This window comes from Bradyrhizobium ottawaense, assembly GCF_002278135.3.
In the GTDB taxonomy this organism is placed as follows: Bacteria; Pseudomonadota; Alphaproteobacteria; order Rhizobiales; family Xanthobacteraceae; genus Bradyrhizobium; species Bradyrhizobium ottawaense.
This window is the reverse complement of record NZ_CP029425.2, coordinates 3,368,018-3,391,855: the sequence shown is the minus strand read 5'-3', so window position 1 is coordinate 3,391,855 and position 23,838 is coordinate 3,368,018. Positions and strand designations below refer to the sequence as shown.

At 64.4% G+C, this 23,838-nt stretch carries 23 protein-coding genes and 1 tRNA gene; 14 read left to right on the top strand and 10 right to left on the bottom strand.

The features are described from left to right. Window positions 1-118: 118 nt before the first annotated feature. Window positions 119-649 (bottom strand): gamma carbonic anhydrase family protein, encoded by a 531-nt coding sequence (locus tag CIT37_RS16030; protein ID WP_038972407.1) that lies wholly within the window; start codon window positions 647-649, stop codon window positions 119-121. A gap of 89 nt (window positions 650-738) precedes the next feature. Then, window positions 739-1,068: a DUF6949 family protein gene (locus tag CIT37_RS16025; RefSeq protein WP_018322105.1), complete on the bottom strand. Its 330-nt coding sequence runs from the start codon at window positions 1,066-1,068 to the stop codon at window positions 739-741. A gap of 222 nt (window positions 1,069-1,290) precedes the next feature. Here CIT37_RS16025 and CIT37_RS16020 point away from each other — a divergent pair, with 222 nt between their 5' ends. Then, complete coding sequence (locus CIT37_RS16020; RefSeq protein ID WP_028141156.1) at window positions 1,291-1,998, top strand: hypothetical protein; 708 nt, start codon at window positions 1,291-1,293, stop codon at window positions 1,996-1,998. Window positions 1,999-2,078: 80 nt separating this feature from the next. On the opposite strand, the gene CIT37_RS16015 is transcribed toward CIT37_RS16020, so the two are convergent. Beyond that, the gene (locus tag CIT37_RS16015) at window positions 2,079-2,978 is read right to left on the bottom strand and encodes an AraC family transcriptional regulator (RefSeq protein ID WP_240536450.1); all 900 of its coding nucleotides are present in this window, start codon (window positions 2,976-2,978) and stop codon (window positions 2,079-2,081) included. A 196-nt stretch (window positions 2,979-3,174) separates the two neighbouring features. Between CIT37_RS16015 and CIT37_RS16010 the strand changes: the two genes are divergently transcribed. From CIT37_RS16010 to CIT37_RS16000, 3 genes are read left to right on the top strand one after another with little or no spacing between them, the layout of a single operon-like run. Next, window positions 3,175-5,301, top strand: coding sequence for a molybdopterin-containing oxidoreductase family protein (locus CIT37_RS16010; RefSeq protein ID WP_028141158.1), 2,127 nt, complete (start codon window positions 3,175-3,177; stop codon window positions 5,299-5,301). Between the two features lie 2 nt (window positions 5,302-5,303). Continuing rightward, on the top strand, window positions 5,304-5,609 hold the full coding sequence (locus tag CIT37_RS16005) for a ferredoxin family protein (protein WP_028141159.1): 306 nt from the start codon (window positions 5,304-5,306) through the stop codon (window positions 5,607-5,609). Beyond that, window positions 5,606-6,922 carry an FAD-dependent oxidoreductase gene (locus CIT37_RS16000; protein WP_028141160.1) on the top strand — a complete coding sequence of 439 codons (1,317 nt, stop codon included), beginning with the start codon at window positions 5,606-5,608 and terminating at the stop codon, window positions 6,920-6,922. The genes CIT37_RS16005 and CIT37_RS16000 overlap by 4 nt, the downstream gene beginning before the upstream one ends. A gap of 136 nt (window positions 6,923-7,058) precedes the next feature. Here the strand turns inward: CIT37_RS16000 and CIT37_RS15995 are convergent, their stop codons facing one another. Both CIT37_RS15995 and cysE read right to left on the bottom strand, forming a co-directional pair. Beyond that, window positions 7,059-7,277, bottom strand: a complete 219-nt coding sequence (locus CIT37_RS15995; protein WP_007602550.1) for a DUF3126 family protein — start codon at window positions 7,275-7,277, stop codon at window positions 7,059-7,061. A gap of 131 nt (window positions 7,278-7,408) precedes the next feature. Beyond that, window positions 7,409-8,233 carry a serine O-acetyltransferase gene (gene cysE / locus CIT37_RS15990; RefSeq protein ID WP_038949923.1) on the bottom strand — a complete coding sequence of 275 codons (825 nt, stop codon included), beginning with the start codon at window positions 8,231-8,233 and terminating at the stop codon, window positions 7,409-7,411. Window positions 8,234-8,524: 291 nt separating this feature from the next. On the opposite strand from cysE, the gene CIT37_RS15985 reads away from it, so the two are divergent. Together CIT37_RS15985 and CIT37_RS15980 are read left to right on the top strand one after the other, a co-directional pair. Beyond that, window positions 8,525-9,883, top strand: coding sequence for a hypothetical protein (locus CIT37_RS15985; RefSeq protein WP_028141162.1), 1,359 nt, complete (start codon window positions 8,525-8,527; stop codon window positions 9,881-9,883). Between the two features lie 365 nt (window positions 9,884-10,248). Further along, window positions 10,249-10,479, top strand: a complete 231-nt coding sequence (locus tag CIT37_RS15980; RefSeq protein WP_038949924.1) for a hypothetical protein — start codon at window positions 10,249-10,251, stop codon at window positions 10,477-10,479. Window positions 10,480-10,784: 305 nt separating this feature from the next. On the opposite strand, the gene CIT37_RS15975 is transcribed toward CIT37_RS15980, so the two are convergent. The 3 genes from CIT37_RS15975 to CIT37_RS15965 all read right to left on the bottom strand — a co-directional run bounded on the left by CIT37_RS15975 (window position 10,785) and on the right by CIT37_RS15965 (window position 13,607). Then, window positions 10,785-11,111: a nuclear transport factor 2 family protein gene (locus CIT37_RS15975; RefSeq protein ID WP_095426176.1), complete on the bottom strand. Its 327-nt coding sequence runs from the start codon at window positions 11,109-11,111 to the stop codon at window positions 10,785-10,787. Window positions 11,112-11,600: 489 nt separating this feature from the next. After that, window positions 11,601-12,356, bottom strand: coding sequence for an alpha/beta fold hydrolase (locus CIT37_RS15970; protein ID WP_028141164.1), 756 nt, complete (start codon window positions 12,354-12,356; stop codon window positions 11,601-11,603). Window positions 12,357-12,470: 114 nt separating this feature from the next. Then, entirely contained in the window at window positions 12,471-13,607 is a 1,137-nt protein-coding gene (locus CIT37_RS15965) for a hypothetical protein (RefSeq protein ID WP_095426175.1), read from the bottom strand. A gap of 308 nt (window positions 13,608-13,915) precedes the next feature. Between CIT37_RS15965 and CIT37_RS15960 the strand changes: the two genes are divergently transcribed. Further along, window positions 13,916-14,161, top strand: coding sequence for a zinc-finger domain-containing protein (locus CIT37_RS15960; protein WP_007602543.1), 246 nt, complete (start codon window positions 13,916-13,918; stop codon window positions 14,159-14,161). A gap of 19 nt (window positions 14,162-14,180) precedes the next feature. Next, window positions 14,181-15,383: an FAD-dependent monooxygenase gene (locus tag CIT37_RS15955; RefSeq protein ID WP_095426174.1), complete on the top strand. Its 1,203-nt coding sequence runs from the start codon at window positions 14,181-14,183 to the stop codon at window positions 15,381-15,383. Between the two features lie 25 nt (window positions 15,384-15,408). Here the strand turns inward: CIT37_RS15955 and CIT37_RS15950 are convergent, their stop codons facing one another. Next, window positions 15,409-15,837 carry a twin-arginine translocation pathway signal gene (locus tag CIT37_RS15950; RefSeq protein ID WP_095426173.1) on the bottom strand — a complete coding sequence of 143 codons (429 nt, stop codon included), beginning with the start codon at window positions 15,835-15,837 and terminating at the stop codon, window positions 15,409-15,411. 173 nt (window positions 15,838-16,010) lie between these two features. On the opposite strand from CIT37_RS15950, the gene CIT37_RS15945 reads away from it, so the two are divergent. The 5 genes from CIT37_RS15945 to CIT37_RS15925 all read left to right on the top strand — a co-directional run bounded on the left by CIT37_RS15945 (window position 16,011) and on the right by CIT37_RS15925 (window position 20,789). Next, window positions 16,011-16,099 (top strand) — tRNA-Leu (locus CIT37_RS15945). A 332-nt stretch (window positions 16,100-16,431) separates the two neighbouring features. Next, window positions 16,432-17,178 (top strand): class I SAM-dependent methyltransferase, encoded by a 747-nt coding sequence (locus CIT37_RS15940; RefSeq protein ID WP_049802007.1) that lies wholly within the window; start codon window positions 16,432-16,434, stop codon window positions 17,176-17,178. Beyond that, a complete protein-coding gene (locus CIT37_RS15935) occupies window positions 17,175-18,041 on the top strand; it encodes a glycosyltransferase family 2 protein (protein WP_028141168.1) in 867 nt (288 codons plus the stop codon). Before CIT37_RS15940 ends, CIT37_RS15935 begins: the two co-directional genes overlap by 4 nt. Window positions 18,042-18,063: 22 nt before the next feature. Next, window positions 18,064-19,974: an asparagine synthase (glutamine-hydrolyzing) gene (asnB, locus tag CIT37_RS15930; protein ID WP_095426172.1), complete on the top strand. Its 1,911-nt coding sequence runs from the start codon at window positions 18,064-18,066 to the stop codon at window positions 19,972-19,974. Between the two features lie 11 nt (window positions 19,975-19,985). Further along, window positions 19,986-20,789: a class I SAM-dependent methyltransferase gene (locus tag CIT37_RS15925; protein WP_095426171.1), complete on the top strand. Its 804-nt coding sequence runs from the start codon at window positions 19,986-19,988 to the stop codon at window positions 20,787-20,789. Here CIT37_RS15925 and CIT37_RS15920 read toward each other — a convergent pair. After that, window positions 20,753-22,060: a hypothetical protein gene (locus CIT37_RS15920; RefSeq protein ID WP_049802011.1), complete on the bottom strand. Its 1,308-nt coding sequence runs from the start codon at window positions 22,058-22,060 to the stop codon at window positions 20,753-20,755. The genes CIT37_RS15925 and CIT37_RS15920 overlap by 37 nt on opposite strands. Window positions 22,061-22,422: 362 nt before the next feature. On the opposite strand from CIT37_RS15920, the gene CIT37_RS15915 reads away from it, so the two are divergent. Next, complete coding sequence (locus CIT37_RS15915; RefSeq protein WP_038949929.1) at window positions 22,423-23,673, top strand: multidrug effflux MFS transporter; 1,251 nt, start codon at window positions 22,423-22,425, stop codon at window positions 23,671-23,673. Window positions 23,674-23,838: the final 165 nt, after the last annotated feature.

Here is a 23,838-nt window from a genome sequence, read left to right as displayed (position 1 = left end):
CTCCTGGTTGAAAACGCTCAACAATAAGCGTGATCGCGCTAGCGGAGGATTAAAGTACCGGCCTGTATTTGTACGGTACGGAACCGTGCCACTGGGCGGACCGGCCGCGCAGACTTTCTCAACCGATCCGCTTCAAGCCCTTTTTGAAGCGCGGACCATTGGCGACGTAGAACCTGGCCGCGCTTCCCATTCGCTGCACCTGGGCGTCGTCGAGCGTGCGGATCACGCGCGCCGGTGAGCCGATGATCAGGGAACGTTCGGCAAACTCCTTGCCCTCGGTGATGACGGAACCGGCTCCGACGATGCTGTTGCGGCCGATCTTCGCCCCGTTCATTACGATCGAGCCCATGCCGATCAGCGCGCCCTCCTCGATGGTGCAGCCATGAAGGATGACATTGTGGCCAACCGTGCAGTTCCGGCCGATGTGAAGCGGAAAGCCGAGATCGGTGTGGCAGGTCGAGCCGTCCTGGACATTGGCGCCCTCGCCGATCTCGATCCATTCATTGTCGCCGCGCAGCACCGCGCCGAACCAGACGCTCGCACCCGGCTTCAGGCGCACGCGGCCGATCACGGTGGCGGTCTCGGCGATGAAATAATTGCCGTCGGCGGGAAGGTCGGGCGCCTGCCCGTCGAGTTCGTAGATCGCCATGGAGGTCTCCTGTCGCGTTGACCACTGGCATAGCCAAACGGCAGCCGCGACGCAAAGGCCCCGCGCCGGCAGCGCTCAATGCGCGGGCGTCAGCCCAGAACGCCGGCCGCGCGCAACGTCATCAGGAAGAAGGTGCCGCTCATCATGCTCCAGAAGCCGGCGATGAGGGTCGCCATCATCACGAACTCGGCACGGCGGCTTTCCACGCGCATGCCGCGCAGCGTGTTGCGCATGATGATGAAGGGCGCGGCGAACACCAGGAACGGCACCGCAGCGAAGGTCTTCGGCGCCACGCCGTCCTGCAGCAGGCCGAAGCCGGCGGGCCGCTGCGCCAGCGCCTGGTATCCGTTCACGAGCGCACCCGCGAGCGCGAAACCAATGCAGATCGAGAAGAAGGTGTTGAAAGCTTCAGGTGTCATCGGAACGGTCCGCCCTTACGCAACGCCGAGCATTCCTGTGACAAATGGTGCCGGTTAACGCTACATTATCCTTAAGGGAAGGTTAACGCCGCCGTCCCGTCCACGCAGGGCCGTCCCCGCCCCCCGCAGCCGGGAACGCTGCGCGAAATCGGCGCCGCATGGCATATTCGCCGCTGATTCGTCGGCCACCGGCCGACTTCCGGCTCGACCTCGCGCAAGCTCATGACGGTGTTTTCGGCAGTTCCCCATAGGTCCCCCCGCACGCGCACCTGGGCGCATGCCGTCCCGATCGTGCTCGGCGGCATTGCTGCGGTGTGCGCGGTCGCGCTCGTCGCCTATCTGTTGTGGCCGACCTGGGGCACTCGCGGCGCGAACGCCCCGGACAAGCTGCCGGTGAGCGTCGGCGGCACGCTGTTCAACCTGCCGGTGACGGCGATCCGCATGAAGATCCAGCGGCACTCCGGACCGCAGGAGCGTATCGACCTCGACTTCCTCTATCCCTCTCTGGAGCCGCCCGGCACGCCAAAGCACGTCACCGCCGACACGGTGGAAGCGGCGGTGCAATCGATCGACCGCATCTTCCTGTCGATCACAGCCCATCACGATGCGCTCTCGCCCGAGCAGCGAACTGCGACGATCTATCCGCGCTATCTCGACCAGGCCGCAGCGATGCCCGCGGACGGCCTGACGATGCGGATGTTCCGTGCTGACACGCCCTACGGCAGCGAAGATTTCTATTCGGCTGCAAGCCCCGCGCTGACCGCGCGCTGCACCCGCGATGCGTCAACGCCCGGCATGTGCCTGTCCGAGCGCCGCGTCGGCGGCGCCGACCTCACCTTCCGCTTTCCGCGCAGCTGGCTGTCACAGTGGCGCGATGCGGCGGAGGCGATGGACAGGCTGACGGCGCAGTTGCGCGGACCGAAGGGGTGAGCGCGGCCGCGAGATCGGCTTGCAGGCCGGGCTCAACCCACACCGAACAAAATCTCGAAAACAACCCCATGCGGGCAGGCTCAATCCTGCCCCTTCCGCGCCCGATAATGGCTCGGCGTCGTGCCGACCGCCTTGCGGAAGGCGCGGTTGAAATTGGCCTGCGAGGAAAATCCCGCGGCAAACGCGATATCGACCAGCGGGCGATCGCTGGTCGACAGGAGCCGCTTGGCGAGATCGAGGCGCTGACGGCTGACATATTCGTGCGGTGCAGTTCCGGTCGCCGCCTTGAAGCTGCGGGAGAAATGCGCCGGGCTCATGCAGGCCACCGATGCAAGATCCTTCACGGTGAACTCGCGCTCGACGGATGCGTCGATGAATTCCGTGACGCGCGACAGGCGCCTCGCATCGAGCGGTTTCTGCACGGCATAGGATTGCTTCAGCCGGACTGAACTGGCGGCGTAGCTGTGCACCAGATGGGCGGACAAGGCCCGCCCCAGGCTTTCGATCAAAAGGCGGCCTGTGGAGGTCTCCTGCGCGAGCTCCGCGAGAATGCGGTCCGCGACGTGCTCGATGAACATGTCCCGGTCGATGCTCTCGTAGCGGATCGACATGCCCGAAGGATCGATGTCGAGATCCCTGAGCATGGTGTCGTCGAACGGCTTGCCCGGAAGAAAGAGATGCAGGCATTCCTGCATCTGGTCCTCGACGCGGATGAAGTCTTCGCGGATGCCGGCCGGGCAGAGCCAGACGGTGCCTCTCCTGCCGAAGGTGCGCTGCCGCATGCCGGCGCCTTCGCGGTCGACGACCGAGCTGCCGCGGAGCAATATCGCGATCTCGGTGTCGCGCGGCAATTGCGGAGGGAGGTCGCCCGGCTCATGACTCCATCGTTCGGCCAGGAGATGCCCCCACCGCCGGTCGTTGGACGTCTGGAGCATTCTGCCGGTCACATATTTATCGACAGAGTTGCCAAGCATACCCATCGGAAATCTCCGCCAGATCACGCGATGTATGGGTAGAGAGGTATTGCCGGTTCAGGCAATTAGCATGCCAGAGAACCGGCAAGGCGTCCACCGGCCGAGAGCAGTCCGGGACAACAACACCGCACGTTTTGAAAAGCCAGGCGCGCCCGGCCGCCGCATCCTTCGGACCGTCTTGAATCAGGAAGCGGAGAGATCCATGGCGAGGTCCACGGTCATAGGCGCATGCCCCCACGACTGCCCCGACACCTGCTCCATCCTGACCACGGTCGAGGACGGCAAGGCGATTGCCGTCCGCGGCAATCCCGATCACCCGTTCACGCGCGGACGCCTCTGCGTCAAGGTCAACAATTACGAGGAGCGCGTCTACAGCGACAAGCGCGTCCTCTTTCCGCTGAAGCGGGTCGGCCCGAAGGGCTCACGGCAATTCCAGCGGATCTCCTGGGACGAAGCCATCGACACCATCGCATCGCGCTGGAAATCAGTGATCGCCGAGCACGGCGCGCAGGCGATCCTGCCCTACAGCTATCTGGGCACGCAGGGCATCATCAACGGGTTGAATGTCGGAGATCCCCTCTTCAACAAGTTAGGGGCGACGGTTCTGGAGCGCACCTTCTGCGACTCTGCCTCTTGCACGGCGTACATGATGACGATCGGGCACACGCCCGGCGTCGACCCCGAAAGCTTCGTGCACTCGAAATACATCATCCTGTGGGCCTGCAACACGCTGAGCACGAACTCGCATCACTGGCCGTTCATCGAGCAGGCAAAAAAGGCCGGCGCCAAGCTCATCGTGATCGATCCCGTCCGCACCCGCACCGCGCGCCTCGCCGACTGGCACATTCCGATCCGGCCCGGCACTGACGCCGCGCTCGCGCTGGCGATGATCCACGTCATCATCAAGGAGAAGCTGGTCGATCGCGATTACGTCGACAAATACACCATCGGCTACGACGAGCTGGTGGACCGCGCGGCGAGCTACACCCCGGAATTTGCGTCGCAGGAAACTGGCATTCCCGTCGACGACATCCTCAAGCTGGCCAGAGAATTTGCGACCACACCGCCGGCCGTCATACGCATCGGCGTCGCGGTCGAGCGGCATGCCGGCGGCGGCCAGACCGTGCGTGCGATCGCCTGCCTTCCGGGGCTGATCGGCGCCTGGAAGCATGTCGGTGGCGGCCTGCTCCAGCTGCCGATCTGGGCCTTCCCGGTCAGATGGGACGTCTTGATGCGGCCCGACCTCCAGCCCGAGAAGATGCGCGTGCTGAACTCCTGGCGCCTCGGCCCGGCGTTGACCGGCGAACTCGGCTTCGATCCGCCGATCAAGGCGCTGTTCGTCTACAACGCCAACCCGATGGCGATGGTGAGCGAACAGGCCAAGCTCGAAAATGGGCTCGGACGCGAGGATCTCTTCACCGTCGTCAGCGAGCACTTCCTGAGCGACACCGCCAGATATGCCGACATCGTTTTGCCCGCAACCACGCAGCTCGAGCAGAAGGACATCATGTTCTCCTGGGGGCACCTTTACCTCTCCTACAACAACCAGGCGATCGCGCCGCTTGGCGAAGCCGTCTCCAACACCGAGCTGTTCCGCCGCCTGGCGCGCGCAATGGGCATCACCGACCCCACTTTCTTCCGGACCGACGACGAAATCATCGAAGCTTCGCTCGACTGGAGCAATCCGGTTCTCGAAGGCATCACGCTCGACGGCGTCAAGACCAAGGGCTATGCGCGCCTCAACATGCCGGCGCCCGCCGACTGGGCGCCGCATCGCGAGGGCAATTTCCCGACCGCCTCCGGCAAGTGCGAATTCAAATCGACGATCGCGGGCGGCGGCAACTTCGTGGTGCCGCTGTTCCGCCAGGGCTACAATGGCGACCAGGATGCCACGCCCGTCGATCCCCTGCCCCACTACATCCCGCCGAACGAGAACCCGCGCACGGCGCCGGTGCTCGCCACGCGCTACCCGCTCAGCCTGATCTCGCCGAAGAGCCACGCCTTCCTGAACTCGAATTACGGCAATCTTCCCGCGCAAACCGCCCAGGCCGGCGAAGAACAGGCGGTGCTTCTCAATCCCGATGATGCCGCACAGCGCGGGATCGTCGCCGGCGCGCCCATTCGCGTGTTCAACGATCGGGGCTCATTCGAAGCCTTTGCGACCGTTTCGTCCGATATCATGCCTGGAGTCGTGGTGGCGCCGTCCGGTTACTGGCAGCGGTCCAATCGCAAGGGCGCGACGGTCCACGTGCTGACGCCGCCGGCGTTCGCCGACCTCGGCCGAGCCCCGACCTTCTCCGACATCCTCGTCCAAGTCAGCGGGGCCTGACGATGACTTATGTGGTCACCGACAATTGCCGGGGGTGCCGATACACCGAATGCGTCACGGTGTGTCCCGTCGAGTGTTTTCACCTCGATGAGTCCATGACCTATATCGATCCGGAAAACTGCATCGACTGCGGCGGCTGCGCGCCGGCCTGCCCGGTCGGTGCGATCGAGCCCGACTATCGCCTCGCAGCCGACAAAAAATTCTGGATCGACGTCAACCGCAAGCGCGCTGCCGAAACTCCCGTCATCAGTGGCCGCCTGCCGGCGCTGCCCGGAGCGGACGAACGCCGGCAGGCGCTGGGCCGATGACAGGCCTCGCTGCAAGCGAAGTCCGCGTCGCCATCGTCGGCAGCGGACCGAGCGGCTTCTACACGGCCGAGGCCCTCTTGCGTTCGGGTGCATCTGTGACGGTCGACATGTTCGAACGGCTCCCGGTGCCGTACGGGCTGGTGCGGTTCGGCGTGGCGCCCGACCACCCGAAGCTCAAGCAGGTGACGGCAGCGTTCGACCGCATCGCCGCCATGCCCGGCTTTCGCTTCTTCGGCGGTGTCACGGTCGGAGACGATGTCACGGTCGACGAGCTGCGTGAGGCCTATAACGCCGTCGTGTTGGCAACGGGCGCCGAACTGAGCCGGCCGCTGGGCATTCCGGGCGAGGCGCTGCCGGGGAGCCACAGCGCCGGCGATTTCGTCGCGTGGTACAACGGGCACCCCGATTTCGCCGATCTCAGCTTCAATCTCGACCATCAGGCGGCAATCATCATCGGTCACGGCAATGTCGCACTCGACGTCGCACGCATTCTCGCCAAGACCGCCGACGAGCTGCGACAGACCGACATCGCGCGCCACGCGCTCGAGGTGCTGGCGGCGAGCCGGATTCGCCAGATCTCCATCGTCGGCCGCGGCGCACCGGTGCAGGCCAAATTCAGCGCCAAGGAATTGCGCGATTTCCTCGAATTGAGGTCATGCGACACGCTCGTCGACGACCGCGATGTCACGCCGAAGGACTTCGAACCGCAGCATCCCGCAGATCCGGAGCTGGTCGAGAAGCTGTCGCTGCTGCGCGGATTTTCGCAGCAGACCGCGACCAGGCCGCGCCACTGTGTCTTTCGATTTGGCTTCTCGCCCTTCGCGATCCACGGACGAGACCGGGTGGAAACCCTCTCGGTGACGCACCGGTCCGGCGCCGTCGAGGACATCGCCGGCGGCCTCGTGTTCGGCAGCGTCGGCCGCAGGACGGCGCCCGTCACCGGCGTACCCTACGACACACATCGCGGCGTTCATGCCAATGCCAATGGACGTGTCACGAACGGGCATTGCGTGATCGAGGGCCTCTATGCCTGCGGATGGAGCAAGCGCGGTCCGAACGGCACGATCGGCACCAATCGCGGCTGCGGCATCGCCACGGCAGAGGCCGTGCTGGCAGATCTTGCGCATCGGCGAGCGCGCCCGGACACGCCGGATGCGCTGCTGGCACGCGTCGTCGGCCGCGTCACCCGCGTCGTGAGCTATCCGGACTGGATGGTGATCGATACTGCCGAGAAATCCAGGGGAGCCCTGCTCGGCAAGCCGCGGGAAAAATTCGTCACAATCCCCGACATGCTCGCAGCGGTGGGCGCGTAACCCCGGAACCGATCGCGCCACCGGACCGCGCTAAAGCGCGATGCGATCAGGATGAATCGTCATCGCGCTTCAGGTTGTTGTTCAAGCATGATCTTTTCGGAAAACCGCTGCGCACTTTTCCGGACCACGCTCGCATCTATTCCTGATCGACGAGATCGTCTTCGAGGATCGCCATCTGGAACTGGAACGAGCGGTCGTCGTCCTCGTCGTCGACGAAGAGCACGCCGATGAATTCCTCGCCGATATAGACTTCGGCGGAATCGTCCTTCTTCGGCCGCGGCACGACGCGGATCTTGGGATTGCCGAATACGCGCTTCAGATACGCATCTAACTTTCTGACTTCTTTGACGTCCACGGCAAGTCTCCGATCGAAAATGGTCGGCGGGTTTTAGGACGAGACGCGACGAACCGCCAGCATGAATTGCCAAAGAATTTGGGGACCGAAAGGGCCGGAAATCCGGCCCTTTTCGCCTTCAAGGCCAGGTCTTAAAGCCCCATCGCGTTGATCATCTGATCCATCGTGCGCGACGGTTCGGCGCAGCCGGCCTCGCCGACGACCTTGGCAGGCACGCCCGCAACGGTCACGTTGTGCGGCACGGGCTTGACCACGACCGAGCCGGCCGCGATGCGCGCGCAATGGCCGATCTCGATGTTGCCGAGAATCTTTGCGCCGGCGCCGATCAGGACGCCGTGCCGGATCTTCGGATGACGATCCTCATTCTCCTTGCCGGTGCCGCCGAGCGTGACGCCATGCAGGATCGAGACGTCGTCCTCGATCACCGCCGTCTCACCGCAGACGAAGCCGGTGGCGTGGTCGAGGAAGATGCCGCGGCCGATGCGCGCGGCGGGATTGATGTCGGTCTGGAACACCGCGGAGGCGCGGCTCTGGAGATAATACGAGAAATCCTTGCGGCCTCTCAGATAGAGCCAGTGCGCGAGGCGATGGGTCTGGATCGCGTGAAAGCCCTTGAAGTAGAGCAAGGGATCGATGAAGCGCGAGGTCGCGGGATCGCGGTCGTAGACGGCCACGAGATCGGCGCGGAAGGCGTTGCCAAGATCGGGATCGTCGCGCAGCGCGTCCATATAGGCCTGGCGCACCAAGTCGCCCGACAATGCGGAGTGATCGAGCCGCTCGGCGACGCGGTGGACCACCGAATCCTCAAGGCGGCTGTGATGCAGCACGGACGAATAAATGAAAGTCGCAAGCTCCGGCTCGCGACGGACGATGTCCTCCGCTTCGCCCCGGATCCGATCCCAGATCGGATCGAGCGATGCGAGCTTTCCTCCCGGATTGACCTGATGCACTGCCATGGATTTGCTCTTTGGGATTTGCTCTTTCGAGTGGGCTCGTTTTGCCCGCTCTATAGCATAGTTTAGGCGACGAAGTCCTGACCGGCTTGCCTGGGAGTGAACAGCGTCTTGCCCCGCGAAAGCATGCCAAGACGTTGAAACAAAAGATTTTTTTCGAAGCCCCCAAGCGGCAAGGTTGGCTCAAAGTGGTCAGAGTTTTGCCAAATTCAAGTCGGGCGGCGTCAAACTATTGGTGAATTCTCTCCCGACCGTTATTGCGAGCATGGTTCGGGGCGAGGACGGGGAGCAGATTTGAGCATCACCACCGATCAATTGCGCGGGCGCGCCGCGGATACGCTTTGGCTGCGTCTGGCGGCGGTGGCCCTGCCCCTCCTGATGATCGCGCCGGCGTTCTGGAACGGCTACCCGCTGTTGCAATGGGATACCGGCGGCTATCTGGCGCGCTGGTACGAGGGCTATCTCGTCCCGAGCCGCTCCACGGTGTTCGGCCTCTATCTGCACTATGGCGAAAGTTTTGGCTTCTGGATCAACCTCGCGGTCCAGTCGCTGGCAACGCTATGGCTGTTGCAGCTCACCCTGCGCGTGCTCTCGATGATGCAGACCTTTCGCTTCGTCGCGATCAGCCTTGGCCTGATCCTGTCGACCGCGCTGCCCTGGCTTGCGAGCATGCTGCTCACCGACATCTTTGCCGGCCTCTCGGTGCTGTCGCTGTTTCTCCTGGTCGTCGGCGCAAGCCGCACCTCGGCGCTCGAGAAGATCTCGCTGTTCGTCTTCACCGCCTTTGCCGCCGCCACCCACAGCGCCACGCTCGGCGTGCTGCTCGGTCTTTGCGTCGCGGGCTGGATCGCCCGGCCGTTTCTCAAGGAGCGCCTACCGCTGGCGGGATTGGCGCAGGCCAGCCTCAGCATCGTTGCGGGCGGCCTGATGCTGGTCTCGGCGAATTATGCGCTGTCCGGCAAGCTGGCCTGGACGCCCGGCGGTTACGGCGTCGCCTTCGGCCGCATGATGCAGGACGGCATCGTCGCGCGTTACCTCGACGACCATTGCCCGCGCGAACGCTACAAGCTCTGTCCCTATCGCAATGAGCTGCCGGCGACGGCAGATGAGTTCCTGTGGGGCAAGAGCATGTTCAACACGCTTGGCCGCTTCGAAGGCATGAACGAGGAGATGGGTTACATCGTCGTGCAGTCGCTCAGGGATTATCCGGCCTGGCAGGCCGGCGCGGCGTTGCGGGCGATGGGCCAGCAATTGCTGCATGTCGCGACCGGCGAAGGCACCAATGGCTGGATCCCGCACACCCGTGGCATCATCGAGCGCTACATCCCCGCGCAGGCCGCGCCGATGCGCTCCGCGCGACAGCAGAATTGGCAGCTCGACTTCACCGCGATCAACTGGCTGCACGTGCCGGTGGCGCTGGCCTCGATGCTGGCCCTGGTCGCGCTGCTCGGCAACGCGCTGGCAAACCGCCGGCTCGACGACCTGACGCTGCTGGCGGCGACCGTGACGCTGGCCCTGCTCGGCAACGCCTTCATCTGTGCCGTCATCTCAGGCCCGCACGACCGCTATGGCGCGCGGATGGTATGGGTCGCCACCTTCGTGGTGCTGGCGGCGCTGGCGCGGCGGTTTGGCGACGACGTCAAAGCGCCATGAGATTGGAATGAAGAGTCATCGCGCTTGGTTTCGTCCGAGCAGCGAACGCTTTCATCGAAAGCAACACCCGGAACTGACTTGGCGTTCAACAGCCTATCCGCGTCGGCAAAGAACCAGAGTCCGATAGCAGCCCCTGGGCGGACTCCAAGCACTCTCGAGCGACCCGCTTGCACGTCCGCTCGTGGGCCCCTTTGCCGACGTTCCAACCCGCCTCGAGCTGAGGTCCGATAACCCTTAGCGGACTCCAGGATGCCGAAAGGTCAGCGCCCGGCGCCGGAATTCCCGCCCGTTCCCAGGAACAAAATTTAATTTATTTAATTTATTTAATATGATTTAATCGCTTTTACCCCTCTGGAGACACTGCAATGCCAGACCAAGACGACGACCGACGGGAATTCTTGAAGACCTGCGGAAAGTTCGCCGCCGTGACGCCGCCGACCATCACCCTTTTGCTATCAACGTCCCTCACGTCCAACGCGATTGCACAGTCTGGCGCGAGGGCGGTTCACCACGACCATCAGCACCATGGCAACAATGGCTGGGGCAATGGCGGCCGCGATGGCAGCCCCAACGGGAAGGACGATAGAGGCCGCTGAGCCGACGCGCGGCCTCCGGAAGGAGACACAATGCAGCCCAGGCGCCGCGACGTAGATTGGCACTTCGCCTCCACGATCGTCTCGTTGATATGGCTAGTGATCTTGGCTGCCGCGCTCATAGCGGTGCTCCTCCGAGCCCAATCCTGAACGCACAGGCGAAAAGGGCCTCGGGAAAGCGAGGATCGCGACTGCCGGAACCACAAATGGGTTACCACGTGTTTCCCGATCGAGCGGAAGGTCCGTGTTCCTGGGAGAGGCACCAGCTCGCATCCCGTTGCCCGCGATGGCGGCTTTCCTATCGCACGTCAGTTTGAAGGTCCGCAGGTGTGCACCGCTACCTTGCCAGCGGCGTTGAACTTCAAGACCGCGCTGACCAGGCCTTCACGCACGACGTAAGAGATCAGCGCTCCCTCCTCCGCCTGCTGTAAGTTGTCGAGCTTCGACGCAGGATATTGGATCATCCGATCGACCCAATACGCGCGATGACCTTCGGGCCCTGTAATGGTCTTCGTGCAACCGCAACCGCAGACGATGACCGCGTCTTCAGCGTACATCCGCAAGATCGTGTCGACATCGCCGGCGCGGTAGGCATCTAACCAATCGACCGCCGCGGCCATCGCGTCAAAGGACATACAAGCACCTCGATGCCAAAATCGAGATTTGGCCGGCGTACCAGCCAAGTCTCTCTTTCGAGAATTTTGGTGTCCTCGCCAGGTTAGGACCATATGCCGAAAGTCATAGCCTCAACGGCAAGTGGAACGGTTGGACGGGTATCCTGTTTTCCCGCCGCCCATCCCCTAGGGCAACGCAGTCGGCCCGAGCTTGGAGCGGGAGGCGTTGATGAAGGAGTCTTGCGCGATCCTTTTCGCCCAACGGCTGAACGACCTCTCTTCCCGACTCTCAGAACTGGAAGATCTCCGCCTTCGAGTCGAAGAGGCGGAGCGACGCGCCCAGGCTGGGCATCGATTACAGTCGCCTCCGAAGACTTAGCCGCCTCACGCGGGGGCATCTTACGTGCAAGCGCCCCGGGTTCGCGCGGACCTGAAGGGAGCGGACAGCCCCTTGTGATGGGACATTTCAGGATAGCGGGGCAACAACCTCCTGGCCTCAGACACCATGCCTCAGCCGCGGCGCGAGAGGAAATCCAGCACGCCGGTCTTGTAGACCTTGTCGCCGACCGCGCGCATGTGGTCGCGGTTCGGAATGTCGAGCACTTCGGAGCCGGGGATGATCGCACCGAGCGCGCTGGCACTTCCTGCGACGTCGTCGGTGGTGCCGACTGCGATCAGCACGGGCACGTCGATACGCGCAGCTTCGTCCCTCGTCATGAGGTCGCGTGTGCCGCGCAGGCAGGCGGCCAGCGCACGGCGGTCGGAGCGGGTCTGATCGGCGAACGCGCGAAAGGTGCGGCCGACGGGATCGGTGACGTCGTCGAGATCTGGCGCTTCCAGCGCCTTGGCGACGTTCTCGCCGGGGCCCGTGCCCTCGATCAGGCCGCCGATGCCGATGCCGCCGAGGATCGCCGAGCGCAGGCGCTGCGGCTCGTTGAGGGAGAGCCACGCCGCCATCCGTCCGCCCATCGAATAACCCATGATGTCGGCCTGCGGGATGGCGAGATGATCCATCAGCGCAAGCACGTCGCCGGCCATGGTCGGGATCGAATACTGCGCGGGCTCGTAGAGCTTTGCGCTTTCGCCATGGCCGCGATTGTCGAGCGCAATCACGCGGCGGCCGTTCTTGCGCAGCTCCGAGACCCAGGTCGGATAGACCCAGTTCACGTTCTTGCTCGAGGCAAAGCCGTGCACCAGGATGATCGGATCGCCCTCGCCTTCATCGAGATAGGCAATTTCAACGGCGCCGTTGTGAAAGCTCGGCATCAGCAGTTCCGTGGTGTTGTGGGGAGTGATTGATCTTAGAGCACGATCCGGCAAAGCGTGCAGCGGTTTTCCGGCAACATCATGCTCAAACAATAGCCTGGAGCGCCGCGCGCCTCACGCCGTGACGGCCGCGTTGGCCAGAGCAGCTTCCGCGGCGATCCGGGCACGGCGAAGCCGCCGCGCCCGTTTGCGATCGCACCAGGCCTGGGTCAGGCGCTCGGTGGTCGCCTTGATGGAGGAGAGAAGGCCGAACAGCGTCAGTGCCGCACTGAGCAGCCAGAGCGCCAGATTGAACGCGCCGCCGATCAGCAGCAGCGCGCCCCGACCCAAAAGCTTCATGATCGCGCGCGTCTTGCCGCCTTGCGCTTCGGCAAGCCGCGCCGCGCGCGCGACATCCTTGGGACCTTCGGCGATGCGCAGCGTGTCCATCGCCCCGCGCGTGCCGGTCTTCTCGGCGACGCGCGTGACATCCTTGCCGAGCCGGACCAGCGCACCGGCCTTCTCGGCCCGGAACGCCGCCTTGATCGCGCTGACGGTCTCGCCCGGCCGCAGCACCGAGCCTGATACCACCGCATTCCGCAGCGCCGGCGTGTCGACGACCTCGCGCGCGGAACGGCCGGCCCAGACCGCCAGCCCCTCGCCGAGCCGCCCGACTTTGCGTGCATCCTTCACCAGCGTCAGTCCGGCGCGCACCGGCGCGGCACCACCGACGGACACGTAGGTTGCCGCCGTCACCGCAAGGCCGGCCGCCGCAAGCCCGAGCACGAGCCGGTCGGTGTCCTCGCCCATGGCAAGATGCTTGCCCTCGCGCACCACGTCCCTGATGTCGCCGATCACGAAGAGATCGCCCGCCACCGTCCCCGAGAGGCTCGCGACATCGTCGGCATTGCCGGTGACGAGGCCGGTGGCGAAACGTTTGGCGAAATGCGAGGTGGAGCTTTCGGCTTTGACCGCGTCATTGACGCGGCCCAGGAGGTCGTCGGGCAGCGCGATGTTGCGGTCGCGCGCGAGCGCGACAAAACTGTCGGCGAGATCCGCATCGCCGGCGGCGAGTGCGGCCTCGATGTTGTCCTGAACCAGATGGTCGTTCTGCCGCAGCAATGCATCGAGCTTCAGCTCGGAGAGCACGGCCGGATCATCCTGGGCGGCGAGGATCACGCCGGCCTCGCGCGCGTGCGGTGCTACCTGCGCGAGCATGAAGCCGCACGCGGCGATACCGGTCAACGCTGTGGTGATTCGCAGCCACTTCATGTGGAAAAGCCCGGAAGTCCCTGGGATCCCTTGCGCCGGTCGATTCGTCTTTCGGCGCAAATTTGCTCGTCCACAGACATAGTATGCCAAAATTGCGACACAACGTCCCCGACGAAAGAAGGGCTTCTCTCAGGCCTTAAGATTGTGTCGAATTTGCATGAGCAAATGAGCATGGGGCAATTGCGAACCTTTCGGTTCCGCTGGACTAGCAATCATCCACACCCGCCAGTATGGTCCGCGGCGCCTTAAAGATGCCGCGTCAGTTCGTGATTGTGTCTGCCGCCATTGCCACTCCAGGATGAGTTACGATGTCCGACCATGTCGTCCCGCACTTCCATAACGATGCCGGTGTCCCCGTCATCGAGATCGGCTCGCAAGAGTTCATGTGCGTTGGCGCCAACCCTCCGTTCGACCATCCGCACGTCTTCCTCGACCTCGGCAACGACAACGAGATCATCTGCCCCTACTGCTCGACGCTGTACCGCTTCGCGGCCGATCTGAAGGCGGGCGAAGCCCGCCCGCCGGAATGCGTCCTGAAGGACAAGGTGGCCTGACCGTTTCCATCGGTCAGGGGTGGCGTTCTCCCGCACGATTGTCATCGCCGGTGCCGGCATCGGTGGACTGACGGCCGCGCTGGCGCTGGCAGCCCGCGGCTTCCGCATCGTCGTGCTGGAAAAGGCCGAGCGGCTCGAGGAAGTCGGCGCCGGCCTGCAACTCTCCCCCAATGCCAGCCGCGTGCTGGTCGAGCTCGGCCTCACCGAGCGCCTCAGGCTGCGCGCCGTCACCCCGGAAGCGGTCTCGATCATGAGCGCGCGGGCCGGCGGCGAGCTTTTGCGCATGCCGCTCGGTGAAGCAGCTTCGCTGCGGGCCGGCGCTCCCTATTGGGTGGTGCACCGCGCCGACCTGCAATCCGCGCTGGCCGGTGCTGTCGCCGATCATCCCGACATCGACCTCAAGCTGGGCGCGACCTTCGAAGATGTCGCGCCTCATGCCAAGGGGCTGACGGTGGTCCATCGCAGCGGCACGATCCGCCGCAGCGATCTCGCCAGCGCGCTGATCGGCGCCGACGGCATCTGGTCGACGGTCCGCCAGCATCTGTTTCCCGAGGTGCAGCCGCGCTTCTCCGGGCTGATCGCCTGGCGCGGCACGCTGGATGCCACGCAACTGCCAAAGGACTACACCGCGCGCCGGGTGCAGCTGTGGATGGGGCCGAATGCCCATCTCGTCGCCTATCCGATCGCGGGCGGACGCCAGATCAACGTGGTCGCTGTGTTGCCGGGCACCTGGAACAGGCCGGGCTGGAGCACGCCCGGCGATCCGCGGGAAGTGATGGACGCCTTCGCCGCGCCGCGCTGGCCGGCCTCGGCGCGCATGATGCTGGCCACGGTCGACAGCTGGCGGAAATGGGCGCTGTTCGGCGTGCCCGACGGCTGCCCCTGGAGCAAAGGTCCGGTGGCGCTGCTCGGCGATGCCGTGCATGCGATGCTGCCTTTTGCGGCCCAGGGCGCCGGCATGGCGATCGAGGATGCCGCGGTGCTCGCCCGGCATCTGAGCCTTGAAGCCGCCGAGAGCACGGCAGGCATCAGTGCTGCGCTGACGCAATACGGCCGTGCCCGTCAGGCGCGGGTGCGGCGGGTGCAGCGGACCGCGCGGCAGCAGGGCCGCATCTATCATCTCGGCGGGCCGCTTGCGGCCGCACGCGATCTTGCGATCCGCGCGCTCGGCCCGGACCGCATGCTGGCGCGGCAGGACTGGATCTACGGCTGGCGGCCCTGATGCGAAGCGCCGCCAGCGCGGCGCCTCAGCGGGACGTTTTCCCGGATTTCGAAGCGGGCTTGGCAGCCGCCGCGGGCGACAATTGCGTGGCAGGCGGGGTCGCCTCCGGCGGCGTTTCCCGGCACTTGTTGCGGCGCCAGGCGTCTTCGGCCATTTGCGCCGACCCGCGCACGGCAACATAGTCGTTGCGATAAGCGAGCTCGGACACCACGGCGCCACCCGTCCCGGTCTCCGCCTTCTCCATCAACCCCCGCAAATCGTCAGTGCGCTTGGCGAGCGACTTGCGCTCGGCCTCCAGCTGCTTGCAGTCGTACAATTCGTATTTGGCGGGATCGGCAAAGGCCGGCGCGACCGTCTCGCTCATGCCGGCGCAGCCGGACAGCGCGGCGCCGGCCGCAAGCAGCGCGAGGAGCGCGCCGAAGCCGCGCGGCGAAGTGGAAAACGAAGCAGCCATGCCGGATGAATAGTCCCCTTGGATTGAGAATGCCTAAAGCAACAACAGATGTCCGGATTGAGGCTTTGCCTTGTGCGCCCGGCTCGCTTAAGGAAGAACCGTCCCTCCGGGCTCGCAACGCGCCAATTCCAGACGGCCAGGATGGACTTAAGTGTTTGATCTCGTTGGATCAAGCGGGCATGGCGGAATTGGTAGACGCAAGGGACTTAAAATCCCTCGGTGCGCAAGCGCTGTGCCGGTTCGACCCCGGCTGCCCGCACCACGAGATTTGATGCTCCGCGATGAAGGCGGTCTACCCTCCGCTTCAGCTGAGCGATCATCGAACACGCCTCCGGTGACGTCTCGATCTGCCCAACAGCTCTGTTGCACGGCTTCAGCATCTGAAGATCGCCCTCGCCCGAGTCCAAGCAGCCGCTTCACCGAAAGCAGGCGACGGATCGATGATCGAGGCGGGATTTCAGCGCATCGAGCGCGCGTCGGAGCACATCATGTTCCTGTCGCATGAGCCGTCAACTTTAAGGCGATTGTGCTGCACATGTCCTTGAGAAATGTGGCGCTCGCTGCTAACCCGAGCGAGAACAAGGCGCAGGCTCCATGGCTCAAACCTCCTTTCCCGCCCAGTCCACGACGGAAGGCCTGAAAGTCGGGGCCGATACGTATTCGAGCGCAATCGCCGACGCGCAGAACTACATGAACTGGGTTATCGACCAGTTCCGTCCCTACCTGAAGGGTGCGATCCTCGAGGTCGGGTTCGGGCATGGGCTCTACAGCAGAGTGCTGGGCGAGCTGGGCGATTATTGCGGCGTGGACCACGACCGCGAAAGCGTCGAACGTGCCGCCAAGGCGATGCCCGATCGCAAGTTCGCCGTCTGCGACATTCTGGTCCGCGATCAGCTGAGTTCCCTGTTTCCCCAAGGCGTCGATGCGGTCTTCACCATCAATGTGCTCGAGCACATCGAGGATGACGCCACGGCGGTTGCCAATTTGGTCCAGGTGCTCAAGCCCGGCGGCCATCTCCTGATCAGCGTTCCCGCCCTGATGCTGCTCTACAACGATCTCGATCGCCTGGCGGGACACTGCCGCCGCTACACCACCGCGCGCCTCGCCAAGCTGCTCGCCGATCAACCGGTCGAGCTGGTCCGGCTGAATTACTTCAATCCGATCGGCGGGCTGGGATGGCTTGCCAATCGTCTGAAGCGGCATCAGTCGCTGAACGATGCCGCCGTCAACGGGCAGATCGCCCTGTTCGACAAATATGCCGTGCCGCTGTCGCGGGCGCTCGATCCGCTCTCGCGAAGCTTCTTTGGGCAATCCGTCACCTGCATTGCACGCCGCTTATGATTTCAGTCGTCATTCCTGCGCTCAACGAGCGCAACGGCATCGTTGAAACCATTGATCGAGCCAAGGCGGCCCTCGACGGCGCTCAGCTCACTCCCTATGAGATCATCATTGTCGACGATGGTTCGGCCGACGGCACCGGCGAGCTTGCCGAACAGGCCGGTGCAAAGGTGCTGAGGCATCCCCACAACATCGGCTATGGCCGCTCGCTGAAGGATGGAATTCGCGCTGCGTCCTACGACACGATCGTCATCAGCGACGCGGATGGCTCCTACCCGATGGAGACGATCCCGGCGCTGGTCGCGCGCTTCAACCAGGGGTTCGACATGGTCGTCGGCGCCCGGACCGGGCCCAACTACCGCGAGTCGAGGCTGAAATCGCCATTGCGCGCGATCCTCAAGGCGATCGTCGAATTCACCGCCAACCGCGAGATCCCCGACATCAATTCCGGCCTGCGCGTGTTCGGCCGGCAGGTCGCGATCTCCTATTTCGAGCATGTCAGCGACCTTTTCAGCTTCACGACGTCGCTGACGCTCGCCTACATGATGAACGCGAAGTTCGTCGACTACATCGACATCGACTACAAGGAGCGCATCGGCCGCTCCAAGGTGAACCTGTTCCGCGACTCCATTCGGACACTGCAATACGTCCTGGAGGCCTGCACCTACTACAATCCGCTGAAGATCTTCGTGCTGCTGGCGATGATGTGCATGGCGCTCGCGCTGGTCTCGCTGATCGGCGGGATCATCCTGCAGGTCGTCAGCGCCTTCGTGCTGGGCGTCGGCGCGATCCTGCTCAGCATTCTCGTCGTCGCCATGGGACTGCTCGCGGTGCTGCTGAAGCAGATCATGAATCAGCGACCATGACCTCCCGCGGCAAGGGAACGCGATGTGCGGCATAGCGGGCATCTTTCATCGTGACGGTCGGCCCGCCGACGGCCGTGCGGTTGCGGCGATGTCGGCAGCGCTGGTCCATCGCGGGCCGGACGGCGAGAGCACCTGGCTGGACGGCCCCGTCGGCCTCGCCCACCGCCGGCTCGCCATCCGCGATCTCTCCGATGCCGGGCGCCAGCCGATGCTCGATGCCTCGGAACGCATCGTCGTCACCTACAATGGAGAGATCTACAACGATCACGAGTTGCGCAGCGAGCTCGAGCGATCGTTCGGCGTCCGCTTTCGCAGCACCTGCGACACCGAGATCCTCCCTTACGCGTATCTCGCCTGGGGTGAGGCGATGTTCGAACGCCTGGAGGGATTTTTCGCGATCGGCCTGTGGGATCGGCAGGAGCGCCGCCTGATCCTGGCGCGCGACGGCATCGGGATCAAGCCGCTGTATTATTCCGAGAACGGCAGCCGCGTTCTGTTCGCAAGCGAGATCAAGGGACTTACGGCGGGCGGAGACCTCACCGCGCGGATCGATCCCGTGGCCCTGCATACCTATCTCGCCGCAGGCCATCCAGGGACGCAAACGAGCCTGTACCAGGACATCAAGCAGCTCCCGCCCGGCACGATGATCGGATTCACCGAGCGCGAGCGAACCGAGCGACGCTTCTGGCGGCCGGTGCGTGCGCCTGCGATCCGCGACCTCGACGAAGCCGTTGTCCGGCTGCAATCGACGATCGAGACCGTGGTCAAGAGCCAGATGGTGAGCGACGTGCCGCTCGCCGTGCTGCAGAGCGGCGGCATCGACAGTTCGCTGATCAGCCTGACGCTGGGCCGGCTCGGCTTGAAGCCGCCGCTGTTCACGGCCGGCTTCACCGAGAAAAGCCATGATGAAACCGCGGTGGCGCAGCAGATCGCCACCGCCGCCGGCCTGTCGCTCAACGTCATCGACGGGGAAGCGGGCGAGGATGCCGAGGCGTCGCTGCGGGCGGTGGTCTATCATTTCGACGGCCAATGCTCCGACACGGGCGCGCTCGGCTTCTATCATCTGGCTGGTGCGGTCCGCCGGCATTCCACGGTGGTTCTGTCCGGCGATGGCGGCGACGAGTTCTTCGCCGGATATGAGACCTATGCCGCGACCATGATGGCGGAGCGCGCGCGCCACGTCGTTCCGCGCGGCCTTGCCGGGCTGACCGGACGCCTCGCCTATGCGTCGGTGCGCGGCAACGAGAAGCGGCTTCCGGCAGCGGCGCAACTCGCCCGCTTCGCACTCGGGTTGGGCGAAGCCGGCAACAGCCCGCATCTGCAATGGCGGCGGCTCGTTCCCCGCTTTCTCGCCGAGAAGATCTATGACCGCGGTATGGCCGATCTTGCATCGACTGACCCGTTCGCGGAATACGCCGAATATTATTCGGAGCCGCATGACAACGTGCTGGATCGGGCGCTGATCGCCGACCAGCGCTTCCATCTGCAAAGCGTCCTCACCAAGGTCGATGCCATGAGCATGGCGCATGGTCTCGAAGTGCGCGTGCCGATCCTCGATCGACGGGTCATGGACCTCGCCGGCAGCCTCGATGTCTCGCTGCTCAATCCCTGGCCCAAGGGCGCACCGAAATATGTGTTGCGCAAACTCGCCGAGCGCCTGGGCATGCCGGGAGAGGCCGCATGGTCGCGCAAGCGCGGCTTCAACGTGCCGATCGCGCAACTGATGCGACGCGGTGGGCTGCGGCCGATCTGCGACCGGGTGCTCGACAGGGAGGCCGACGTTTTTGCGCCCTTCCTGAAACCGGAGGCGATCCGGCTGCTGTGGACTGCGCATCGCGAGGCCAGGAGCGACAATGCGTTCGCGCTGTGGCCGATCCTGACGCTGGGCATCTGGTTGACGGGGCTTGCGACCCCCTCGCCGCGCCGAGCGTAGGGAGCGGGCACATGCCGGACCTGAAGGACCAGACGATCAACGATTTCGGCGAGCAATGGACCGCGTTCCGCGAAAACCCCGCTTATTACGGCTCGGCGGACCTGCTTGCCGATCTGTTCGGTCCGTTGCTTTCCCTCGACGAGGTCAAGGGCAAGTGGATCGCCGATATCGGGAGCGGCACGGGACGCATCGTCAACATGCTGCTCGATGCCGGAGCGGATCGTGTCGTCGCGGTCGAACCCTCCGATGCCATGCTGGTCCTGAAGGACAACACGGCGGCCCGCGCGGAGCGCATCGACTATTTGCAGGCGCCCGGCGACCGCTTGCCGCCCGATCTCGGGCTCGACTATGTGGTTTCGATGGGGGTGCTGCATCACATCCCCGAGCCGGCGCCGGTGGTTCACGCGGCCTATGATGCGTTGCGCCCCGGCGGACGCTGCATCGTCTGGCTCTACGGCTACGAAGGCAACGAGACCTATCTGTCGCTCGCGATCCCGCTGCGCAAGCTCACCGTGCTGCTGCCGCACCGGCTGCTGGTGGTGCTGTCGCATGGTCTGGAATGGGCGCTGACAGCCTATATCGGGCTGTGCCGGATATTGCCGCTACCGATGCGGTCCTACATGCGTTCGGTGCTGGCGAAGTTTCCGCGCAGCGTTCGCCGCTTGACCATCTACGATCAGCTCAATCCCGCCTACGCGAAATACTACACGCGCGCCGAAGCGGAGGCACTGCTGTCGGATGGCGGATTCGGGGATGTTCGGCTCTACCACCGCCACGGCTATAGCTGGACCGTGTCCGGCACCCGGCCCGCATGACGGGCGTCGAGCAGCAGGACCCAGAAGAACATCAGCGCGCTGAAGAGCTGGATGGAATTGTCCTCGGGGGAACTCCCCGTCACGAAGATCAATGAGGGCATCAGGAGACCGACGGTGAGCGCGGCGGCCAGTGCCCTGGCTGGAAGATCGACCAGCAGGATCGCGGCATAGAGCGCGAGCTCGAAGAAGGCATATTCCTTGAGGCGCGGCGAGCTGAGATAGAGCGCAAACATCGCCAGCACCGTGATGCGCATGGCTGCACGGGGGTGATCCATCAGCCAGCGATCCACTCGCGCAGGAAGCGAATCTCCCTCGTGCGCCGGGCGGCTCCCGATCAAGCGCAGGATGGACAGGGCGAACGGCACGAGCACCAGTGCGGTCACGGCGAAGGCATAGGTTGCGAAGATCGCCGGTTTGCTATCGATCAGGCCCACATGCCCCATCAGATCCCGCGCCAGCAGCAGCAGGGACGGATTGCTCTCGAACAGCTCGACGAGGTGCTGGTCCGGAATCTTTCCGGCCACCGCAAGTTGCCAGCTCGCGAACAGATCGGGGTATGCCAGCCGCGATATCAGGATCGGCAAGGCGAAGCTGAACACAGCCATCGCGATCAGCATCAGCTTGCGGCGGCGCGGCAGCGGCAGGAAGTACAGCGCGGCCAGCACGGGAAAGAACACCAGCTTGAACGACATCACGAGGCCGAGCAGCGCGGCGCCGGCGAGGCGCGACGGAAAGCTGCGGTCCTCTGCCGCTCCGGATGCGGGCGGAGAAAGCAGAAGCCTCAGCGCGATCGCGGTCAGCACGCCGCTCAGGATCGCGAAGTTGCCCGACGCCTGGACCCATTCGAAACCGACGAATGCGCCGAGCGCGCAGAGCACCCTGAGCCCAACGTCGCGAGCGCTCGGGCGCGCTCGGCCAAGACCGGGCACGCCAAGACCGGGCAAGCCAAGACCTGGCAAGAGAAGGCCGCAGAGCACGGCCAGCACGGGAAAGATAGTTTTGTAATGAGCGACCAGAATGCCATCCGCGCAAAAGGGACGGAAGGCCTCCAGCGTCACCGGCAGATAGGGGTAAGAGAGCTTGGTGCCCTTCAGGTTCTTGACGAAGTAGGGATCGAGTCCGCCGGCATAGGCATCCACCGCCGCGCAATTGACGCGAGTGTCCCAGCCATATTTCACATCGAGCCCGACGTCGCTGGCGAGATTGCCGATCACCAGAAGCGCGGTCAGTGCGATCAGGCAGGCAAGCCAGAGGTTACGCCTCGAAGCCATGTCGGCCGAGGGCTCCAACCAACGTGCTGTACCGCTGACATCAGACACAATCGGATACCTTGTTTGGCCTGGTTTCTCTCGGCGCCGGCGCGGCGCCTCATCGATCGGCCGCCACAGTGGACAGGAGGCGTTTCCGTTTCATCCCGCCGGACCCGACCTGCCCCGCTCGGCGCCGATCTTTAGGGAGGGATGGTGAATCACTGGTTTCCGGGCCATAGCAGGACCCGCGGTCGGCTCGCGCGGGGGCTTCCCCTCACCAATTCTTGTCCGCCCCTCCTCCGCCTGCCAGCCATCCCGAAACATGGGTTGTGCAACGCAGCATGAGCGATGGATAAAGTCGCTCAATTTCAGAGGTGAGCTTCTTGTCTGACGTCAATGCCGACGATTGGGTGTCCGCGGGACACCGCCCGATGGGATTTCCAGAATTCGTCATCGTGATCGCGTCCATCATGGCGCTGAATCCGCTTGCGATGGACATGATGCTGCCTGCACTGCCCAATATCGGGGCAGCCTTCAACATCCCCGTCGCCAACCATCTCCAGCTGGTGCTGTCGACCTTCCTGATCGGTTTCGGCGCCGGCCAGTTCGTCATGGGTCCCCTGTCGGACCGCTTCGGCCGCCGGCCGGTGCTGCTCGGCGGTATGGCGGTCTATGCGGTGGCGAGCGTGCTGGCGGTCGCGGCACCCTCATTCGAGACGCTGCTGCTGGCGCGCGCGCTGCAGGGGCTCGGCACCTCGGCCACGCGCGTGATCGCGACCTCGATCGTGCGTGACTGCTATGTCGGCCGCCGCATGGCGAGCGTGATGTCGCTTGCCATGATGGTGTTCATCGCGGTGCCCGTGATCGCCCCCTCGTTCGGACAGGCGGTACTGCTGGTGACGGCGTGGCGCGGCATCTTCGTCGTACTGATGCTGTACGGCCTGCTCGCACTCGCCTGGTGCGTGCTGCGGCTGCCGGAAACCCTCCCCGAGTCCGGACGTAGATCGCTGGCGCCCGCCGATGTGCTCTCGGCATTCCGGCAGACCCTGACCAATCGCCAGACCATCGGCTATGCCACGGCCGCCGGCAGCGTCATCGGCGCGCTCTTTGCCTTTGTCTTCTGCGCCCAGCAGGTCTTCACCGGCATCTATCACCTCGGCCATTACTTCCCACTCGCCTTTGCCGCGATTGCAGCCGGCACGGCCGTCGCCGGCTTCCTCAATGCGAGACTGGTCGGGCGGCTCGGCATGCGCGTGATCTCGCATGGCGCGCTGACGCTCTACACAATCGTCGCTGCCGTGATGCTGCTGACGGAAATGCTCGGCATCCTGCCGCTTGCTCTGTTCATGGTGCTCTCGGCTCTGATGATGTTCTCGTTCGGCATGATGGTTGCCAACTTCACGGCGCTCGCGATGGAGCCGCAGGGCCACATCGCCGGGACCGCCTCCTCGCTCTACGGCTCGATCACGACGCTGATCGGAATCGTGGTCGGCATGGCGATCGGACAGAGCTTCGACGGAACGCTATTGCCGTTCTCGATCGGCTTCTTCCTGTCGACGCTCGCTGCGCTCGCGATCGTGCTGGTGGTGGAAAAGGGCCGGCTGTTCAAGCCGTATCATCGTCCCGTCGCTTAAGGAACTTCCCGATCGCCTCGATGTTGTCCTGCAGCAATTCGAGAGGTCACATTCAATGGAACCGGAACACCGGGACGACCACCACGACGTCGAACGGCGGAAGACGGAACGTTCGGAGCCGAGCGCAGAGCAGGCCACGTTGACGACGCCTTTGGCGAGCGAGGG

Excerpts from the sequence above, each read along its gene's own strand:
- CIT37_RS16030 (WP_038972407.1), bottom strand. The coding sequence starts at position 649 with ATGGCGATCTACGAACTCGACGGGCAGGCGCCCGACCTTCCCGCCGAC.
- CIT37_RS16025 (WP_018322105.1), bottom strand. The coding sequence starts at position 1,068 with ATGACACCTGAAGCTTTCAACACCTTCTTCTCGATCTGCATTGGTTTC.
- CIT37_RS16020 (WP_028141156.1), top strand. The coding sequence starts at position 1,291 with ATGACGGTGTTTTCGGCAGTTCCCCATAGGTCCCCCCGCACGCGCACC.
- CIT37_RS16015 (WP_240536450.1), bottom strand. The coding sequence starts at position 2,978 with ATGGGTATGCTTGGCAACTCTGTCGATAAATATGTGACCGGCAGAATG.
- CIT37_RS16010 (WP_028141158.1), top strand. The coding sequence starts at position 3,175 with ATGGCGAGGTCCACGGTCATAGGCGCATGCCCCCACGACTGCCCCGAC.
- CIT37_RS16005 (WP_028141159.1), top strand. The coding sequence starts at position 5,304 with ATGACTTATGTGGTCACCGACAATTGCCGGGGGTGCCGATACACCGAA.
- CIT37_RS16000 (WP_028141160.1), top strand. The coding sequence starts at position 5,606 with ATGACAGGCCTCGCTGCAAGCGAAGTCCGCGTCGCCATCGTCGGCAGC.
- cysE (WP_038949923.1), bottom strand. The coding sequence starts at position 8,233 with ATGGCAGTGCATCAGGTCAATCCGGGAGGAAAGCTCGCATCGCTCGAT.
- CIT37_RS15980 (WP_038949924.1), top strand. The coding sequence starts at position 10,249 with ATGCCAGACCAAGACGACGACCGACGGGAATTCTTGAAGACCTGCGGA.
- CIT37_RS15975 (WP_095426176.1), bottom strand. The coding sequence starts at position 11,111 with ATGTCCTTTGACGCGATGGCCGCGGCGGTCGATTGGTTAGATGCCTAC.
- CIT37_RS15970 (WP_028141164.1), bottom strand. The coding sequence starts at position 12,356 with ATGCCGAGCTTTCACAACGGCGCCGTTGAAATTGCCTATCTCGATGAA.
- CIT37_RS15965 (WP_095426175.1), bottom strand. The coding sequence starts at position 13,607 with ATGAAGTGGCTGCGAATCACCACAGCGTTGACCGGTATCGCCGCGTGC.
- CIT37_RS15960 (WP_007602543.1), top strand. The coding sequence starts at position 13,916 with ATGTCCGACCATGTCGTCCCGCACTTCCATAACGATGCCGGTGTCCCC.
- CIT37_RS15950 (WP_095426173.1), bottom strand. The coding sequence starts at position 15,837 with ATGGCTGCTTCGTTTTCCACTTCGCCGCGCGGCTTCGGCGCGCTCCTC.
- CIT37_RS15940 (WP_049802007.1), top strand. The coding sequence starts at position 16,432 with ATGGCTCAAACCTCCTTTCCCGCCCAGTCCACGACGGAAGGCCTGAAA.
- CIT37_RS15935 (WP_028141168.1), top strand. The coding sequence starts at position 17,175 with ATGATTTCAGTCGTCATTCCTGCGCTCAACGAGCGCAACGGCATCGTT.
- asnB (WP_095426172.1), top strand. The coding sequence starts at position 18,064 with ATGTGCGGCATAGCGGGCATCTTTCATCGTGACGGTCGGCCCGCCGAC.
- CIT37_RS15925 (WP_095426171.1), top strand. The coding sequence starts at position 19,986 with ATGCCGGACCTGAAGGACCAGACGATCAACGATTTCGGCGAGCAATGG.
- CIT37_RS15920 (WP_049802011.1), bottom strand. The coding sequence starts at position 22,060 with ATGGCTTCGAGGCGTAACCTCTGGCTTGCCTGCCTGATCGCACTGACC.